This window comes from Stenotrophomonas lacuserhaii (assembly GCF_014836545.1).
Taxonomy (GTDB): Bacteria; Pseudomonadota; Gammaproteobacteria; order Xanthomonadales; family Xanthomonadaceae; genus Stenotrophomonas; species Stenotrophomonas lacuserhaii.
In genome coordinates this window covers 137467-156353 of the sequence record NZ_JACSQS010000002.1, presented here as the reverse complement: position 1 = coordinate 156353, position 18887 = coordinate 137467, and the positions used below count along the sequence as shown (strand labels likewise).

14 protein-coding genes are annotated in these 18887 nt (G+C 67.0%); 1 reads left to right on the top strand and 13 read right to left on the bottom strand.

Annotated features, from left to right (window positions below):
* Positions 1–61: 61 nt before the first annotated feature.
* The 11 genes from H9654_RS03595 to H9654_RS03545 form a co-directional block, all read right to left on the bottom strand.
* Positions 62–1099 (bottom strand): ribonuclease H-like domain-containing protein, encoded by a 1038-nt coding sequence (locus tag H9654_RS03595; RefSeq protein WP_191769095.1) that lies wholly within the window; start codon positions 1097–1099, stop codon positions 62–64.
* Positions 1096–3585, bottom strand: a complete 2490-nt coding sequence (locus tag H9654_RS03590; RefSeq protein ID WP_191769093.1) for a DEAD/DEAH box helicase — start codon at positions 3583–3585, stop codon at positions 1096–1098. Before H9654_RS03590 ends, H9654_RS03595 begins: the two co-directional genes overlap by 4 nt.
* Positions 3586–3838: 253 nt before the next feature.
* Complete coding sequence (locus tag H9654_RS03585; RefSeq protein ID WP_191769091.1) at positions 3839–5671, bottom strand: hypothetical protein; 1833 nt, start codon at positions 5669–5671, stop codon at positions 3839–3841.
* Positions 5668–7839: a hypothetical protein gene (locus H9654_RS03580; RefSeq protein ID WP_191769089.1), complete on the bottom strand. Its 2172-nt coding sequence runs from the start codon at positions 7837–7839 to the stop codon at positions 5668–5670. The genes H9654_RS03585 and H9654_RS03580 overlap by 4 nt, the downstream gene beginning before the upstream one ends.
* Entirely contained in the window at positions 7836–8978 is a 1143-nt protein-coding gene (locus tag H9654_RS03575; protein WP_191769281.1) for a BatA domain-containing protein, read from the bottom strand. Before H9654_RS03575 ends, H9654_RS03580 begins: the two co-directional genes overlap by 4 nt.
* Before the next feature lie 2 nt (positions 8979–8980).
* Positions 8981–9877, bottom strand: a complete 897-nt coding sequence (locus H9654_RS03570) for a DUF58 domain-containing protein (RefSeq protein WP_191769087.1) — start codon at positions 9875–9877, stop codon at positions 8981–8983.
* Positions 9878–9893: 16 nt separating this feature from the next.
* Positions 9894–10877 carry an AAA family ATPase gene (locus H9654_RS03565; RefSeq protein ID WP_191769085.1) on the bottom strand — a complete coding sequence of 328 codons (984 nt, stop codon included), beginning with the start codon at positions 10875–10877 and terminating at the stop codon, positions 9894–9896.
* A gap of 59 nt (positions 10878–10936) precedes the next feature.
* On the bottom strand, positions 10937–11611 hold the full coding sequence (locus H9654_RS03560; RefSeq protein WP_191769279.1) for a DUF4159 domain-containing protein: 675 nt from the start codon (positions 11609–11611) through the stop codon (positions 10937–10939).
* A 76-nt stretch (positions 11612–11687) separates the two neighbouring features.
* A complete protein-coding gene (locus tag H9654_RS03555; protein WP_191769083.1) occupies positions 11688–13022 on the bottom strand; it encodes a TldD/PmbA family protein in 1335 nt (444 codons plus the stop codon).
* A gap of 21 nt (positions 13023–13043) precedes the next feature.
* Complete coding sequence (locus tag H9654_RS03550; protein ID WP_191769081.1) at positions 13044–14678, bottom strand: TldD/PmbA family protein; 1635 nt, start codon at positions 14676–14678, stop codon at positions 13044–13046.
* Between the two features lie 33 nt (positions 14679–14711).
* The gene (locus H9654_RS03545) at positions 14712–16343 is read right to left on the bottom strand and encodes a TldD/PmbA family protein (RefSeq protein WP_191769079.1); all 1632 of its coding nucleotides are present in this window, start codon (positions 16341–16343) and stop codon (positions 14712–14714) included.
* Positions 16344–16467: 124 nt separating this feature from the next.
* Between H9654_RS03545 and H9654_RS03540 the strand changes: the two genes are divergently transcribed.
* On the top strand, positions 16468–17085 hold the full coding sequence (locus tag H9654_RS03540; protein WP_191769077.1) for a DUF938 domain-containing protein: 618 nt from the start codon (positions 16468–16470) through the stop codon (positions 17083–17085).
* On the opposite strand, the gene H9654_RS03535 is transcribed toward H9654_RS03540, so the two are convergent.
* Positions 17086–18375, bottom strand: a complete 1290-nt coding sequence (locus tag H9654_RS03535) for a type II toxin-antitoxin system HipA family toxin (RefSeq protein ID WP_191769074.1) — start codon at positions 18373–18375, stop codon at positions 17086–17088.
* A 53-nt stretch (positions 18376–18428) separates the two neighbouring features.
* The coding region (locus H9654_RS03530; RefSeq protein WP_191769072.1) for a hypothetical protein at positions 18429–18887 on the bottom strand (459 nt) is incomplete at its 5' end.

The following is an 18887-nucleotide window of genomic DNA, read 5'->3' as shown; positions in this document are numbered from 1 at the left end:
GAATGGATGACACGAGGGGTCATCAGGCGCCATGCGCCGTCAACGTCGGGTAAACGGTCAATTACCCTGCCTGCAGCGGCAGGCAGTTCACCGGGGGCGGCACATCGGCCTGCGCCTGCTGTTCGACCAGGGTCAGGAACAGCTGTGCCAGCGTCACCACGTCCTGGTGGTTGTGTTCGACCACCCGGCGCAGGTTCACCGCATCGCCGCCGCGCAGGTAGCGCAGCCAGGCCGAAGGCGCTTCCGAACCGGGCAGGTCATCCTCGCGCACCACCTTCAGCAGCTGCCGTTCGATGGTGGCCAGCCGGCAGTTTTCCCAGACCCCGCGATAACGGCGACGGGTCGGGTACAGCAGGTCGATGTGGTCCAGCGCGGTGATTGGATCGCCCTGCCGCGCGAGCCGGTAGCGGGTCTTCAGCAGCGGCGCGTCGTAGCTGCGTCCGTTGTAGCTGGAAAACACCGTGGTTGATCCCAGCCAGCTGGTGAAGGTGCGCAGCATGGCGGTCTCCGCGGCCATCGTGGAGATCATCAGCTGGCGAATGCGCAGGCCCGGCCCCCGGCTTGGATCCTGGTGCCAGTCGGCCGCGCCGATCATGAAGGCGCGGGTGCCGGTGCCGCCGGCCAGGCCGGTGGTTTCGGTATCGAAGAACAGCAGGTCCTGCGGCGCCACGTGCTGCTGCTCGCGCTTGGCGAAGGCCAACGACAGCGGTGCCGATGGGACATCCCCCGGCAGGAACGATTCGATCAGGTGCAGGCCCGGCGCGATCTCGGTGCCGGGCAGGCTGCGGTCCTGCGCGCGCGCGCGCGGCGCCTGGGGGGTCTCGCTACCGCGTTCGCGCACGCCCAGCAGGCGTCGCAGTCCTTTGGCGTCGGCCACCTGGCGTGGCGCTGCGGCCACCCCGGTGGGTTTGTGGCGGATCTCCTTTTCCACCCACGCAAACACCGAACGCGCCGCGTCGGGCTGCTTCGCATCGTTGGCGGCGGTGGGCAGTCCGGGCGCCGGCTCCGGCAACGGCCCGGCGGGCGCTGACGGGGCAACCGCCTTGGCGTCACCGGCCTGCCGCCGCAGCAGCCGCAGCTTGTCCAGGCTCAGGCTCACGGTGCCAACAGCTCCAGCGGATCGGCAACCACCACCGACACGTCCGGCACGTGCTCGCAGGCCTGGGCATCGAACAGGTCCAGCACGCGCAGTGCCAGCGCACGCGGGGTGGTGTCGTCGGTTTCCTGTGCGGCCAGCACCGGGCCGACGCAGGCCGGGCAGCCGGCCTTGCAGTCGCAGCGCTGGACCAGTTCGCGCGCGCGCTGCACCAGCTCCTGCTGGCGCAGCCACAACGGCTCGCTCAGGCCGACCCCGCCGGGGAAATTGTCGTACAGGTACACGGTGGGCACGAACTGCTGCAGCAGCTCCACCGCGCCGGGATCACCTTCTTCGCCGCGCAGCTGGCCACGGCCGCTCTGGTCGGCGATGGCGAACCACGCGCCGTCACCGTTGCCGACCGCCTTCTGCAGGTCGCGTGCGTCGGCCATCACCGCCACCGTGGCAACGATGTGCAGCGCGTAGGCCGCACCCAGGAAGCCGTCAAGTGCGTCCTGTTTGCTGGCGAACGCGCGCAGCAGCAGCGCCTGCGGCAACTGCCACCACACCGCCGTGGTGTGCAGTTCCTGATCGGGCAGGTTGACCGGGCCGTAGCCGATGTTTTCGTGGGTGTAGTAGCGGATCTTCTTGTAGCCGGCCACGCGGCGCACCACGTGCACCTCGCCATGATGGGAATCGCCGCGCCCGGCGAGGTTGCCGTCGAAGCGGTCCAGCACCTTGAGCTTGGTGAAGTCGATGCTGTCGGTGTAGTAGTCCACGTGCGTGCGCGTGACGTAGGCCTTGCGGCCTTCCCAGTCCAGCGTCTCCACCTGGTAAGGGGTGGACTGCACCATGTGGATGGCGCCTTCATACAGGGTCAGCGCGGCGGCGGAATAATCCACTTCGGCGATGATCTGCTGCTTCCCGCCGCTGCGGTCGACCACCACGAAGTTGCCATCGGCCACCGAACGCAGGCTCACCGCGTTGGCCGGGTAGCTGTCGGCGATCCACTCCCAGCGCTCGCCTTCGCGGTGCACCACCTCGGTTTCCGCCAATGCCTCCAGGAACACTTCCGGGTCGATCGGGCCGAAGCCATCGCCGACCAGGAACGGCAGTTCGAAGGCGGCGCAGCGGATGTGGTCGAACAGGATCAGCGGCTGGTCCGGGGCGATGCGCGCATGCTCCGGCGAGGCATCACCGAAGAAGTCCGGGTGCCGCACCACGTATTGGTCCAGCGGCTGCGAACTGGCGACCATGACGCCCAGCGCGGGCTGCTGGCGGCGACCGGCGCGGCCGAAGCGCTGCCAGGTGGCGGCCACGCTGCCGGGATAACCGTTGAGGATCACCACGTCCAGGCTGCCGATGTCCACGCCCAGCTCCAGCGCGGAGGTGCTGACGATGCCGTCGATCTGCCCGGCGCGCATCGCGCGTTCGGTCTCGCGGCGCTCGGTCGGCAGGTAGCCGCCGCGGTAGGCGCGGATGCGGGCGGGCTTGCGCGGGTCGTGGTCGAAGATGTCCTTGAGGTACTTGGTGAGCACTTCCACCATCAGCCGGCTCTGCGCGAACACCAGCGTCTTCAACCCGGATTTGATCGCGATGCGTGCGATGCGGTTGCTCTGCGAGCGCGCCGAGGCGCGCAGGCCCAGGTCCGGATTGACCACCGGCGGATTCCACAGCAGCACCTGCTTGGGCCCGCTGGGGGCGCCGGATTCGGTGATCGCGGTGACCGGCGCTTCGATCAGGGCCTCGGCATGCTGCTGCGGATTGCCGATGGTGGCCGAGCACAGGATGAACTGCGGTTGCACGCCGTAGAAGGCGCAGATGCGTTTGAGGCGGCGCAGCACATTGGTGACGTGGCTGCCGAACACGCCGCGGTAGGTGTGCACTTCGTCGATCACCACGTAGCGCAGGTTCTCGAAGAACTGCGCCCATTTGGTGTGGTGCGGCAGGATGGCCTGGTGCAGCATGTCCGGGTTGGACACCACGATGTCGCCATGCAGGCGGATTGCCTGCCGTGCATCGCCAGGGGTATCGCCATCGAAGGTGAACGCCTTGACTCCCAGGTCGCCGGCGCGGTTGAGCTCCAGCAGCTCGGCCACCTGGTCCTGGGCCAGCGCCTTGGTCGGGAACAGATACAGCGCCTTGGCCTTGTGCTGCATGGCCGCGCTGACCACCGGCAGGGTGTAGCAGAGCGATTTGCCGCTGGCGGTAGGGGTGACGATGGCGACGTGTTCGCCGCGCTGTGCTGCGTCCCATGCCTGCGCCTGGTGGCTGTAGAGCTGCTCGATGCCGCGCGCTTTCAGGGCGGCGGCAAGTGCCGGCGGCACGCTGTCCGGGATCGGCGCGTAACTGCCTTCGCGGCCGGGGATGGCGAAGCTGCCGGTGATGCGATCGTGGTAACGGCGCTGCAGGCGGGCGCCGAGCAGGGCGCCATCACGTGCCGGCAGGCCATCGCGGGTAGCGAGCTGGTGTTCGGCATCGGCGGTGCGCTTGGCGAGTTCGTAAGCCATCAGGAAAACATGCCGCAAAGAACGGTATGGGAACACAGCTTCGTCTCAATGCCTGAGACGCGCTTGCCCAGACACGTGAATCATTCACTGCGAGCTCGGCATCACCCGCTCTACAGTAGTGACCGCCGCTGGCCGTCAGCTTCTGCGCTTGGTGGGTGACGACGGTTGGTCGTCAGTTCTGCTCTTGGTGGGTGACGACCGTTGGTCGTCACGTCTTTGCCCTCCCGCTGCGCTCGCCGAGCATGGCTTGGCGCTACCGGTCCGTTGCGGTGGTTCGCCGCTCCAGCCACCACAGCAGGCCGGCGACCAGCACGAAGGCGAGCAGCCATGGCCAGCGCGCGCCCGGTACCTGCTGCGTGGCGGCCGACATCCGTCCGTGCCCGGTGGCGATGCGCTGCGCCGTGCTGTCGCGCAGCTGCTGGCGATGCAGCGCGGTGGCGTCGGCGGGATCGAACACATACACCGCCTGCCGCACATCGCCCTGCATCAGTTCATGCCAGCCGGCCTGGCGTGGCCACCAGGCCGCGCAGCGCTGCGTGCCGGTGGCGGGGTCGACGACCAGGGTTACCGGTGCGGCTTCGGCACTGCGACGTACCTGCGCGCCGGCCGCTACACCGCACACCACCACGCGCTCGCCCGCCCAAGGCGTATCGGACTCCACCTGCACTTCGGGCGCCGCCGCGACCGGGCGCGCCATGAGGCCGATCACACTGCTCCACAGCTCGGCATGGCGATCTTCGCGCCCGGCCAGCACCGCGCGGTAACTGTCGGTCACCGGCAGCAGGCCGATCCGTCCGCGACCGCTCGCGCGCCAGCCGCCGATGGCCGCGCCGTGCGCATCCTGCAGCAGCGGCTGGGCGCCAGCGACGCGCAGGGTCAGCTGTTCCAGCGCCGGCACCTCGGCAAGGTGGGAACGTGCATCGGCCTCGGCCATCCACTGCGTTGCCGCCGCCGCCGGAGCCCGCGGTCCGCGCCGCGCCGGCAACAGCTCCGCCTGCGATTCGCCCGCCAGTTTCAACGCCGCGGCCTGGCCATTGCCGGTGACCGGCAGGCCCCAGCCACGCAGGGTGCGGCGCGCGTTGTCCGGCAGTGGACCCGTGCTACGCACCAACACGCCCAAACCATCGCGCAGGGCCTGCTGCACGGCGTTGCGCTGCGCGGCGCCCAGTGCGGCCAGGCTGCGTTCGTCCAGCAGCAGCACGTCTGATCCCGCAAGCCGCGCCGGGGTCAGGGCCACCGGTGCGTCGCCCAGGGTCACGCCGGCCCCCACGCTGGACTGGAACTGCAGCTCCACCCCCGCATCGGCGGCCCAGCGCCGCAGGTATTTGACCTCGGGTCCGGGCGCACCGGCCAGCATCAGCATCCGCACCGATGCAGGCGCTGCGACCTGCAACGGGACCGGGATGCTGTCCACCTGATGATCGCTGCCATCCAGCAGCCGCAGCTGGAACAGGGTGCGCCCGACGACCCGCGCAACACCTTCAAGGCGGGCACCGCCGTGCTTGTCCAGCGCGGCGCGGGCAACGACCTGGCCCGCAGGATCGAGCAGCTCGGCACGGCCGTCGGGCACGCCCTGGGCACGTGCGCGCACGGCGAAGACCGCCCCGGGGGCGGTGACGGCCGGCGCTTGCAGGTCCATCCAGCCGCGTGGTGCGGGCGACAACCTCAACTGCACCTCGGCGGGCAACGCTGTATCACGATCGCGCGCCGGCAACCCGTCACCGACCAGCGTGAGCCGTTCGGTTCCCGGATGCTGGCGCAGGGCAGTGGCCAGGTCCGGCACGCGCGCGATGCCGGCGCGCGCGTTGGACTCCGGCAGGGCGAGTACCGTTGATGCGTCATCGGCTATTGCAGGCGCCTGCGCGGCGCCGGCGGTCAGCACGGTGAGCGCATGGCGGGGCGCGGTGTGCTGCGGCGGAACCAGCGCCAGCAGCAACAGCCCACCCGCCAGCGCCTGCAGCACCAGCAGCGCGGCCAGCCGCAGGGGCGGCAGGCGCGCGCCGCGCCGTTGCTGCAGCAGCACGCGCAGCGTGGCCAGCAGCACGATGGCGATGATCGCCGCGCTGATCCAGCGACTGTCCGTCATGGTCCGGCTCCCAGTGCATCGCGGTAACGCTGTCCCATCGCGTCGGGTGTGCTGCGCCGTGCCGGTGCCGGAACCGGGCGCAGCAGGGCACGCCACAACTGCGCGCGCAGCGCGTCGCGGCAGCGCATGCAATCCGGTGCCATGCGCAGTTCTTCAATCGATGCGGCAAGGCTGAGCGGGTCGGCGAGGCGGGCTTCATTGGCACGCAGCCAGCTGCTCAACGCATCCAGGTCCGGGGGCTGGCCAGCGCCGTCCAGCTGCTGCCAGACCGCGACGATGGCCTGGTCCGGCGCCGTCAGCGCCGCCAGCGGCAGGCGTCGACTGTCGATGCCCTCACGCTTGCCGCCCAGCCGCCGGCTTTCGTCGATGGGAGGCAGTTCCGGACCCACCCGGGCCAGGTAGATCCGCTCGGCCTGCTGCACTTCCTTGATGAAGGCCAGCGCCTTGTAGGCATGCGGCAAGGCTTCTTTAGGCCGGCCCTGGCGCAGCTCGCCTTCGGAGGACCACATCTGGTCCAGCGCAGCCTTCAACGTGGCGCGCGTCTGCGGATCGAGCAGGGTGGCGGCCTCGGCGTGGTCATGGGTATGACCGTACTCGGAAAGCACATCGGTGGCGCTGCCGAACACCTGCGGCGCGTCGCTGCCAGCGTGATCGTGGCCATGGTCCTCATCGTGGTCTGCGGCATGGCCGTCGTGCTCATGATCATCGGCAGCAGCAGGGGCAGGAACGTCGTTGCTGGGCACGTCGCTGGTCGGCAGGTCGCTGGTGGGTGGGGGCCTGGGTGCGCCCTCGCTTTCTTCACCGAGGAACTGGCCGTAGCGCAGGCGCAGGATGCGCTGGTCCACGCCGATCGCATCGGAGCGACGGGTGAACTCGTCCCCTGACAGCTTGCTGCGCTGGGCGAGCAGGGCTTCGGCATCGATGATGATCTGCCGCTGGCTGCGGAAATACGCCGGCAGGGTGCGCTTGACCATGCCTTCCAGCTCGGCCTCCTGCACGTCGGCTTCGGTCGGCAGGCGCAGGATCAGGCTGCTGCTCTGCGCGGACTGTGGCGTGGGCGCGTGGTTGTCGCGCACCTGCAGCTGCGCGATCACATCGTTGCCAGCGCTGGCACCCAACGCGGCCAGGTCCAGCGCGTGGGCGAAGCGGCGCTGCATTGCCGGGCCGTTGCCACTGAGGGTGATGTGCTGCTCGCGGAAGGTGATGTTCTCGCCGCTGCCCTGGGCCAGGGTCACCTTCAGCTGTGCCGTGGCGGCCACGCCGTGATCATCGCGGGCTTCGAAGCGCAGCTGCCAGCGGCGCTGGCCGGGCGTGCCGAGCACCAGCGTGGCCTCCGGCTCGACCACCCGCACGCTGGGCGGCTGGTCGGGCACCACGTCCAGGCGGTACAGGCGCGTGTCGCGCAGCGCAGGCTCGGTCACCACCCGGTACAGGGCCGGCCGTGCAGCCTTCCAGCTGCCGCTCCACTGCCCATCCTGCTGCGTCAGTTCGACGCGCTGGCCGTCGTGGAACTGCAGCGCGGCACGTGCGGGTGTGCCGGAAAAACGCAGCGACCACCGCAGTTGGCTGTCCTGCGCGACCTTGCCATCGAGCTCACTCTGCGTACGTGCCGGCTGGCCGGTATAGGACGGCGCGGTGATCCGCAGGCGCGCGGACTGCAGCGCAGGCGGCGTGGCAGCAACGGTGCCGCTTGCAGTACCAACCGGCGCATGAGCGGCCGGCACGCTGCCAGCGCGGGGCCAACCGAAGGCGAGGGCGACCACCACCACGCTGGCGCACCCTACCGCTGCCAGCGTGCGCCGCGGCCAACGTGCACGCAGCTCCGGTGGATCCTGGCGCAGGGCCGCATCGATGCGTTCGCGCTGGCGCAACTGCAATGGATTGAGCGTTGCGGCGTCGGTGAACAGCAGATCGGCACTGTCGCGCGCCGTGGGCCGCTGGTCCAGCTGGCGAACCAGCCAGCGGCGATCCAGCGCACGCGCGCGCCAGGTCGCCAGTGCGGCAGCAGCGAGCAGGCCGATCGCCAGCACGCCATTGGCCACGTCATACGTGGCAATCCGCCATGCGAGTGCGGCCAGCGCGACCACCAGCGGCACCGCGATGGCCATCACCCGCGCTGCCTGGCGTCGGCGTGCTGCCTGCCAGGCGCGGCTCACGGCGGTATTCATGGCGTGCTCCTGCGCCGGGCCGACGTCGCCAGCCATCGCTCCAGGGCGAACAGCAGCACGATCGCCAGCAGCAACCACGGGGCAAGGTCATGCGGTCGTGGTAGTGGGGCTGCCGCGCCGGTCAGGGGTGATTGATCCGCCGCCACGCCCAGGGTGGGGACCGGTGGCGGGGTCAGTACATCGCGCAGGCGTCGAGGAAAGTCGTCATCCGCAATAGTGGGGAACGCGGCGGTGGAGAGTGCGGCCGGGAAGCGGAGCAGGCGCCCGCGGCCCACGCGGCGTTGCTCGAGCAGCAGCGCGCCCTGGGCATCGCGCAGCACCGGCCACCACGGCGAGGCCGCGGTTCCGGCGTCGGCACCACCGGGCTGAGGGGCGGCGACGCGCAGCACGCTGCCGCCTTCGGCAAGCCACGCCTGCCAGGTCGGCGGCAATGGCGCGGCGGCCAGCCAGACGCCGATCCGGCCGTCGGCCGGCACGGCATCGGTGGCAACGGACAGCGGCGAACCGGTCCACGCGCGTTGCAACGCGTCGAGCACCCGCAGGGCAGCAGGGTCTCCCTTGCCGCCGACATGCAGGCGCGGCGCTTCCGGCACGGTGCCTGCGGCGGCCACCGGCAGTGGTTGCGATCGCCATTGCACGGTGCGCGACAACCGGATGCGCTCGCCGTCCAACCCGGGCAGCGGATCGGGAAGATGAACCACCAGCGGTGTGCCGGCTGGCAGGCTCTGGTCAAGCTCGCGCAGCAGGCTGGCGAAGGCCACCGTCGACGCTGCCGGCAGCTGCTGCAGCGGTGGGAAACCGGGGGCCAGCCAACGCCAGTCCCCTTCGTTGTCCGCACCGCGCAGCATGGCGCCGTCCAGCCCCGGGGCCACCACGGTGACCGGCCGCACATCGGCGGTTCCGCCCTGCAGCACCGGTTGCGCCAGCAGCAGCGCCAGCGTGGCCAGCAGCAACAGGCGCAATGCCAGCAGCAGCCATTCGTCGATCCGCACGCGGCTGCGCGGTCGGACACGTGCCTGCAGCCAGCGCAACGCGGCGAAGTCCAGCGGCACCTCGTGCTGCCGCCGGGCGAGATGGATCAGCAGCGGAACCAGCAGCGTTGCCAGCGCCAGCAGGCCCAGTGGAAACAACAAGGACAGGCTCATGGGGCGCCCCGCGTACCGAACAGCTGCTGCAGCGGGGCATCCAGTGGCTCGTCGAGCCAGCCGGTGGCGTGGGCGATGCCGGCAGACTGCAGGCGTGCCTGCAACGCACGCCGGGCCTGCGCGAACTGTTCCAGGTAGCCGGCGCGCAGCGCGCGGCCGTCACCCAGCAGCTCCGCCCCGGTTTCCGGATCGCGGAACCGATGGCCGTCGGTAAACGGAAAATCGCGCTCCTCGGCGGTCAGCAGCTGCACGTTGAAGACATCCCGGCGCGCGGCGGCCAGGCGTTCCAGCAGCTGGGTGCCGGCCTCGTCGAAGCCATCGCCGAGCGCGACCAGCAGGTCCCCCGCACGCACGCGCTCCCACACCGGGCGCAGCATGTCCGCTGGCGGCCACGTGCCGGTGGCGTTGAGCTGGCGCAGCTGCAGATGCATCCGGTCACGGTGGCGCGGGCCGCTCCCGGCCGGCACCAGCTGCACGCCGCTGCCACCGATTGCCAGCAGCCCGAACCGATCCCCCTGCTGCAGTGCCAGTTCCACCAGGCAGGCGGCCACCGCACTGGCGTGGTCCAGCCGCGACCACGCCGGCCGTGCGCGATCACGCTGGCTGGCCGAGGCACTGGTGTCGATCAGGATCCAGGCCGTTACCGGACTCTCCCGCTCGGATTCCCGAACGAAGAAGCGGTCCGAGCGTGCGTAGAGTTTCCAGTCCACCTGGCGTAGTTCGTCACCGGGTTCGTAGGCGCGGTACTGCGCGAACTCCAGCCCCGCGCCCCGGCTGCGGCTGGCGTGCTGGCCGATGCCGTGCGCGCCGTGCGCACGGCGGGGCTGCAGGCGCAGGGCCTTCAGGCGGCCGCGGACGTCAGCGGGCAGGGCAATGGGGGCGTTGTGGTCCACGCGTGCGTCGTCGCGGTCAGCCGGGGAACGGCACGGCCTGCAGCAGCGCAGCGACCACGTCGTCGGCGCCCTTGCCTTCGGCCTCGGCGGCGAAGGACAACAGCAGGCGGTGGCGCATCACCGGCGCGGCCAGCGCCTGCACGTCGTCGCGCGTGGCGGCAAAGCGCCCCTGCAGCAGCGCACGGGCCTTGGCGGCCAGCACCAGCGACTGGCCGGCGCGCGGGCCGGCACCCCATTTGATCCACTGGTTCACCGCCGCCGGTGCCGCCATGCCCGGGCGGCTGGCGCGGACCAGCCGGGTGATCCAGGCCAGCACATCGTCGCTGACGTGCACCTGGCGCACCGCGTCCTGCAGCGCGATCACCGCCTCGGCATCCATCACCTTCGGGACGCTGCCGCTGGTGCTGCCGGTGGTCTGGCGCAGGATGTCCTGTTCTTCCTGTTCGCTGGGGTAATCCACCCGCACATGCAGCAGGAAGCGATCCAGCTGTGCCTCCGGCAGCGGGTAGGTGCCGGCCTGTTCGATCGGGTTCTGGGTGGCCAGTACGAAGAACGGCTGTGGCAGCGTGTAGGTTGTCCCGGCGTAGCTGACGGTGCGTTCCTGCATGGCCTCCAGCAACGCCGCCTGGGTCTTCGGCGGCGTGCGGTTCAGTTCGTCGGCCAGCAGCAGGTTGGTGAAGATGGGGCCTTTCTGGAAGCGGAAATGGCGGTGGCCGGTGCCATGGTCTTCTTCCAGCAGCTCGGTGCCCAGGATGTCGCTGGGCATCAGGTCCGGGGTGAACTGCACGCGGCGGAACTGCAGCTCCAGCGCTTGCCCCAGCGAACGCACCAGCAGGGTCTTGCCCAGCCCGGGCGCGCCCTCCAGCAGGCAGTGGCCACCGGCCAGCAGGCCGATCAGCAGCTGCTCCACCACCTCGTGCTGGCCAACCACGGCCTGGGCGAGCGCATCGCGCAGCTGTTGCAGGCGCGGCAGCAGGGAATCAAGGTCAGGGGCGGTCATGGTCAAGCCTGTCAGGAGGGGGGAAACGCCGGGAAACGCCGGGAAACGCCCGGCCATGCTCAGTTGTTCAACGCGTACATCACGATGTTGACGCCGAAGCGGGTGTTGTCTTCGGCCAGGAAACGCTTGTTGCGCCAGTCGTAGTCCCACTCGCAACCGTAATCCTTGTTGCTGTAGAGCACCCCGAGCCGGCCATCCACTTCGATGCCCTTGAGGTAATCGTGGACCAGGTCGTCGCCCCAGCCATTCAACTCGAAACCGGTGGCCGGCGGGCCGTCCGGGAAGTTGAAGAAGCTGCGGTACAGCGCGTGGTTGTTAGGCAGCTTCTTCAATGCCGAAGCGCCGAACAGCTTGCCCATCTGGGCTTCGAAGGACTTGGCGAACAGGCCATCGATATCGTGGTTGCAGTCGTCCACGAACACGAACCCCCCATTGCGCACGTACCGCACGAAGTTCTCGCGTTCGGCGGCATTGAACTCCACCAGCTTGTGGCCGGCGAGGTAGCAGAACGGTGCCTGCAGCATGCGGGGATCGGACAGGTCCAGCACGTGTTCCTTCGGGTCCACGCGCAGGCTGGTGTAATCGATCAGCGAGGTGATCAGGTTGGACGGCATCCGCGCATCCACGTCCCAGTCACCGGAATCGTATTTCAGCCGCGTGAACCAGAAATCGTACCGCCCCGCCTGGGCACGGGCGAAGACCGGCAGCGCCGCCAGGGCGGCACCACCGAGCATCGCACGCAGGAACTGCGCGCGGTTCACGCCGTCCCTGCAGACGGCCAGCGGCCGTCGCCATCGGTCCAACGCGGCATCAGACTGCGTCGGACAACGAGGTGAAGGTGAAATCGCGCAGGCGCATCGGCGGGATCATCATCACGAAGCTGGACTCATCCCCGGCCACGCGCACCGGCTTACCCAGCTCGTCGATGTTGTTGAGCATGATCACCGGCGATTCGTTGAAGCGGAAGTTCTTCACCGGATGCTTGATCTGCCCGTTCTCGATGTAGAACGTGCCGTCGCGGGTCAGGCCGGTCAGCAGCACGGTCTGTGGATCGACCATGCGGATGTACCAGGTACGGGTGACCAGGATGCCCTTCTGGGTACCCCGCACCAGGTCCGCCGTGCTCTTGTCGCCGCCGCTCATCAGCAGGTTGCCCGGCCGCGCGTTGGCGGTCTTGCCCTGCTTCTGTGCCCAGAAACGCGAGTAGTCGAGGTTGGCGATCTTGCCGTTCTCGATGATGGCGACCTTGTCGCGCGGCATGCCGTTGTCATCCCACGGCAGTACCGGCGCTTCGGGGTGCCACGGATCGGCGTGCAGGTTGACCCGCGGGTCGTACACCTGTTCGCCGAGCTTGTTGCCGCCGCCCTTCCTGGACAGGAAGCTGCGGCCTTCATCGGCCGAGCGCGCATCGAAGAAGCGCATCATGAAGCTGATCAGACCGGCAGCCGCAGCCGGTTCCAGGATCACCGTGTACTTGCCCGGTTCCAGCGCCTTGGCCTCGGCCGATTCGGTGGCTTTGCGCATGGCGATGCGCACGTCCTGGTCGGCCTTGAAGTCGGCTGCATCCTTCAGGTTGCGGCCGACCCAGCCCGAACCGCGGCCGTCTTCGGTGCGCACCGTGCAGGTGTAATCAAAGCTGCTGGTGCGCTGGTAGCCGAAGTTGCCGTTGCTGTTGGCGGTGGCGACGAAGCCGTGGCCATCTTCCAGGAAGCCGGCCGCGATCACCCCGGCCTGGCGGCACGGCAGGATCGAATCGGCGGCGACCTTGGCGCGGAACGCCGGATCGATGGCGCCGGTGGATTCGCTGAAGGTCGGCGTAGGGCGATAGGTCTGCTTGCCGATCGCCGGGATGAACTCCGGGTTCTCCGGCGCCAGTCGGGCCAGGTCTTCGGCACGGCGCACCACGCGTTCCAGCGCGGCATCGTCGAACTCATTGATCGATGCGGTGCCGACGCGCTTGCCGAAGGCCACTTCCACGGCCAGCGAGGCATCACTGACGATGCCGCTGGTGGAGATGTTGTTCAGCGCGAAACGGATGTTGCCGTTGATGGACCCGGCCAGGGTCGCGGTGCACTCATCGGCCTTGGACAGGGCAATGACCTTGTCGAGGATGGCCTTGGCCTGCTGTTCGGTGAAGATGCTCATGGGTTTCGGGCTCCAGACCGGTCAGCCGAGGCTGCGTGCGGTGTTGATGACGTTGATGCCATTGAAACGGGCAGTGGACGAACCGTGCGAGACCGCCGAGACCTGTCCCGGCTGGCCCTTGCCGTCGAAGAACGAGCCACCCAGGCGGTAGTCGCGCTCGTCGGCGACGGCGCTGCAGGCGTTCCAGAACTCCGGCGTGCGGATCTGGTAGGCCACGTCTTCCAGCATGCCGGTGATCTTGCCGTTCTTGATCTCGTAGAACAGCTGGCCACCGAACTGGGCGTTGTAGCGTTGCTGGTCGATCGAGAACGAGCCGTCACCGATGATGTAGATGCCGTTCTCCACGTCCTTGATCAGCTCATCCACGCTGAGCTTCTGCTTGCCCGGCGCCATGGACACGTTGGCCATGCGCTGGAACTGCACGCTGGACCACGAATCGGCATAACAGCAGCCATCGGACTCGGTCTTGCCGAGGATATGGGCCTGGTCGCGGATGGTCTGGTAATCCACCAGCTTGCCGTCGCTGATCAGGTCCCAGCGCTTGCACTTCACGCCTTCGTCGTCGTACGCCACCACGCCCAGGCTGCCTTGCTGGGTCTTGTCGGCGAAGATGTTGACCAGCTCGCTGCCGTACTGGAAACGCTGCTCGCGCTTGTCCAGCGTGGCGAAGCTGGTGCCGGCGTAGTTGGCTTCGTAGCCGAGCACGCGATCCAGTTCCAGCGGGTGGCCGACCGACTCGTGGATGGTCAGCCAGGTGTGCGAAGGATCCAGCACCAGGTCGTACTTGCCGGGCTTCACCGAGGGCGCCTTCAGCTTCTCGCGTGCCTGTTTGGCCGAGGCGATGGCATCTTCCTTCATGTCATAGGACCTGGAGTAGTTCACCACCCCGTTGGGGGTGACCACCTTGCCGGCGGCCGAACCGTCCAGGTATTCGTAGCCCATGCCCATCGGCGCGGACAGGCCCTCGCGGGTGCGGAACTTGCCGCTTTCCTTGTCGATGGCGGTGATCGTCATCGGCACCCAGATGCGGTGTACGTCCTGGTCGATGTAGGAGCCATCGGTGGAGGCGAAATACTTCTGTTCGTTGACCAGGAACATCATCGAATTGACGAAGCTGGCGCCGGCATTGATCGCCGCCGCGTTGACATCCAGCAGCAGGTCGACCTTGTCTTTGATCGGCACTTCCATGGAATTGCGGCGTACCGGCGTGCGCCAGCTGACCTCGCCCACGCCGGGGGCTGCAGCCAGCTGCACCGGTGCGGTCTGGATGCCGGCGTTGGCGCGTGCGATGCCCGCCGCCTGCTGCGCCGCCTTGGCGATGTCCGCACTGGCCAGCTGGTTGGTGGCCGCAAAGCCCCAGGCCCCGTTGACCAGCACGCGGATGCCCACGCCGGTGGACTCGGTGTTGACCACGTTCTGCACTTTGTCTTCGCGGGTGATCACGAACTGCCGCAGGTAGCGGCCGATGCGCACGTCGCAGTAGGTGGCGCCGGCACTGCGCGCCGCCTGCAGGGCGACATCGGCCAAGCGTTTTTTCAAGGCCGGGTCGAGCACGGTCTGCAGTTGTTCGGCGGCGATCGCCTTGCCGAAGAAGGAGGGCACCAGCAGCCCGCCCGCGGTAAGCCCGGTGAGGGCGAGGAAGTCACGTCGTTGCAAGGCTGCTCTCCACGTGTGGATGTTGGACAGGACTCATGCGCCGAGACTGCGCGCGGTGTTGATGATGTTGATGCCGTTGAAACGGGTGGTGGACGAACCGTGCGATACCGCCGATACCTGCGAGGGCTGGCCCTTGCCGTCGAAGAACGAGCCGCCGAGGCGGAAATCGCGCGCATCGCAGATCGCCGAACAGGCGTTCCAGAATTCCGGCGTGCGGATCTGGTAGGCCGCGTCCTCGACCATGCCGGTGATGCGGCCGTCCTTGATCTGGTAGCAGAGCTGGGCGCCGAACTGCGCGTTGTAGCGCTGCTGGTCGATGGAATACGAGCCGCGGCCGTGGAAATACAGGCCGTTCTCCACGTCCTTGACCATCTCCGCCACGCTCAGCGGCGCCTTGCCCGGCGCCAGCGAGACGTTGGCCATGCGCTGGAACTGCACGCTGGACCACGAATCGGCGTAGCTGCAGCCATGCGATGCGTCGCGCCCGAGGATATGCGCTTCATCGCGGGTGGCCTGGTAGTCGACCAGGATGCCATCACGGACCAGGTCCCAGCGCTGGGTCTTGACCCCTTCATCGTCGTAGCCCACCGCGCCGAGGCTGCCCGGCTGGGTCTTGTCGGCGGTGAAGTTGACGATGTCGCTGCCCCAGCGGAAGCCGGCATCGCGCTTGTCCAGCGTGGCGAAGCTGGTGCCGGCGTAGTTCGCCTCGTAGCCCAGCACGCGGTCCAGTTCCAGCGGATGGCCGACATTCTCGTGGATGGTCAGGAACAGGTTGGACGGGTCCAGCACCACATCGTACTTGCCGGCCTTCACCGAAGGCGCAGTGAGCTTTTCGCGGGCCTGGCGCGCGGCGGCCAGTGCGTCTTCGCGCGGGTCGTAGGAATGGCCGTAGCCGACCACCCCGCCGGGCAGTTCGAAGCGCCCGCTGCGGTCACCGTCGAGGAACTCGTAGCCCATGCCCATCGGCGCGGACAGGCCGTTGCGGGTGCGGAACCGGCCGCTGGCCTTGTCCACCGCGGTGGCGGTGAAGGGCAGCCAGATGCGGTGCACGTCCTGGTCGATCCAGGAGCCATCGCTGGAGGCGAAGTACTTCTGTTCGTTGACCAGGAACAGGGTGGAGTTGAAGTAGTCCGCGCCGGCGCCGAGCGCGGCGGCATTGATGTCCAGCAGCAGGCCGACCTTGTCCTGCACCGGCACCGCCATGGCGTTCTTCTTCAGCGGGGTGCGCCAGCTGACTTCGCCCACCCCGGGCGTGGCAGCCAGCTGCACGCGGTGGGTCTGCACCTTCGCGTTGGCGCGGGCGATGGCCACCGCCTGCGCCACCGCCTGCACGACCTGCTCCGGCGTGCGCTGGTGGGTGGCAGCGAAACCCCAGGCGCCGTCGACGATCACGCGCACGCCGACGCCGGCCGATTCACTGTTGGTGACGTTCTCCACGTTGCGTTCGCGGGTGATGATGCCCTGGCTCAGGTAACGGCCGATGCGCACGTCGCAGTAGCTGGCACCGGCACCGCGCGCGGCCTGCAGCGCGGCATCGGCCAGGCGCTTGCCGAGCGCCGGGTCACCGGGTTCGAGCAGCTGCTCGGCGGCGATCAATCGCCCATGCGGCAGCATCAGGCCGGCCAGGCCGGCGCCGGTGAAGGCCAGGAAATCTCGACGTCGCACTGCCACCACCCCACGTGCACTCAGTTGACACCCGACTTTCGCCAGCCCCATCCAATGGCACAAGTGACTGCAGTCATGGTCGTGTCACAGGCACAATGGCGTTCTGCCACTTTCGTCACGAACCATGACCGAAAAGCAGTACTCCCTTGCCTGCGAGCGCAACCGCTATCCCATCGCCGCCGCGCTGGACCCGTTCATGGCCGATCGGCGCCGCGTGCTGGAGATCGGCAGTGGCACCGGCCAGCATGCCGCCTGGTTCGCCCAGCGCTGGCCATGGCTGCAGTGGCAGCCCAGCGACCACCCGGACCACCTGGCGGGGATCCGCGCGTGGCGGGAAGATGCCGGGCTGACCAATCTGAAGCCACCGTTCGCGCTGCAGGCCGCGCTGCCGCCGGCGCCGCCGCTGGCCGTGCCGGCCGGTACGCCGCGCTTCGATGCGGTGTTCAGTGCCAATACCCTGCACATCATGGGCTGGGAGCACGTACAGGCGCTGTTCGCCGGTCTGCCTGCGCTGCTGGAGGGCGGTGCGCTGCTTGCGGTGTATGGCCCGTTCAACTACGGCGGCGCGTCCACCAGTGACAGCAACGCCCAGTTCGATGGCTGGCTGAAGGCCCGCGATCCGCGCAGTGGCCTACGCGATGCGGAGGCGGTGCAGGCACTGGCGGTGGCGCAGGGCTTCGTTGCGCTGGAAGACCTGCCGATGCCGGCCAACAACCGGTTGCTGGTGTGGCGGTTGGGGTGATCAGGCGTCGGGAGAGTATTCGAACTTACGAAGCAATCTTTGGCAAGAATCATGGATTTCTGCCACGAGACTGTCCAAGATGGGATGCCCATTGCCTTCTTGTTTGAATTGCTCAAGCAACTGGACTGCAAGTTGAGGTAGTGTCGATGCCATGACTGCGATATCTACGATAGCTTTATCAGGATCCATATGCATGGACTCGGCTGTGGCCTGCCAGTCAATCAAGCGGATATCCCACCATTTGTAACTACTTCCGATTTTCATCGCAAGTTTTATTTTTCGCTTCTGCATTCTCGAGTAAGGGAGTGCGCTCGATATGTCGTATAGCGGGGCAAGTCTTATTGAGCCTTCCGGGCTGAAGAGTAAAGAATAATTTTTCGCGTGCGCATCCGTGCCGCCAATGAGGTAGTTGTACATAAGGGCCATAAGAAGCACTTGTGAGTCATATTCAGGCTCGGACGAGTGCGCTCTTATTATCGTTGCCAAGTCGGATGGCCCAGGGCCTCCTTGACTCTGATACTTGATGTGAGGCATTACGCCTAAGGCTTGGCAGAAATCTTCTTGGTGAATACGAATCCACCTCGATCCAAGTTGTAGGCGATCGTATCTTTCAACGCAGATCGCCGTCTCCGTGCCCACTTTAAGCTTTTCAACATTCGCCGAAGGTAGGCCAAGGAGAGATGCCAGCCTGAGACAGAACATTTCATTCTCAACATAGCCTTCGAAGTCACCGCTAGGTGGCTTAAGTATGTGAGTCGTTGGAATGCGTCCGCTAGGCATGGCCCATCGCCCATCATCTAGCTTGTGCAGCGCGATTTTTGATTGAGCGCCAGCTAGGCTGAACTGCCCGATGTCATCGATTTGAGATGATGCGCCTCGATCCGCTCGAAGACTGGCTAAGCGCTCTTCAAGCTCGACATCGGAAATATGTATGAGCCCATCGTCTGCTCCTGATAGGACGTCGCTGACTCGTTCCGGTGTCACAAACTGGATGGCGCCCGCGCAATCCTCTCCAACGTAGCTGAGAAGCGCGACTGGGTTGCGTGGCGATACATGAAAGTGGGATCCCCACCGCTGGAGAAGCGTTTCATTATCTGGTAGTAGGCCCCAGAGCACGGGTGAAACTTTCGCGCCTAAGTGTAATTCAGAGGTCAGTGGAAGGCTCAACGAAACAGGAAACATTTGCTCTGAATTCAGCCAATGTTCTGAATAAACAAAATTCGGATCTCCATTCCTGTCCGTAGTCAAAGTCCCAGCAACTTGATCGGCGAGAAGTACTGCAAGCAGCATGATTTGTGGCTCCTGATTCTAAGCAGCTGGCGAGCGAAGTCTTTGCTCAAGCTTTACTTTTTTCTCTTACCTTTTTTCTTGGGCAGGGCGTCTGACTTGTCGCGTGCGGACGACCTTGAGTTGCTCACTGCCCCACTATGCGGGAAAGCGTTAGATGTCGCTGTCCCGTGGATTTCTGGCCAGTCCTGAGCATCCTCGACCGCTTTGGTCGGATTATTAGGCTGCAACGCTGCTCTGGCAGTTTCCGCTGCAGATGATGCGCCGCCGTCCAACATGTCAGCGATAGACATCGGTGCCTCGCTCAGTTTCAGCCAATCCTGAGCATCTTTGATCGCTTTAGCCGAGCCGCTGGGCTGCAACGCTGCTCTCGCAGTTTTAGCTGTAGATGATGCGCCGCCGTCCAACATGTCAGCGATAGACATCGGTGCCTTGCTTAGTTTCAGCCAATCCTGAGCATCTTTGATCGCTTTAGCCGAGCCGCTGGGCTGCAACGCTGCTCTCGCAGTTTTAGC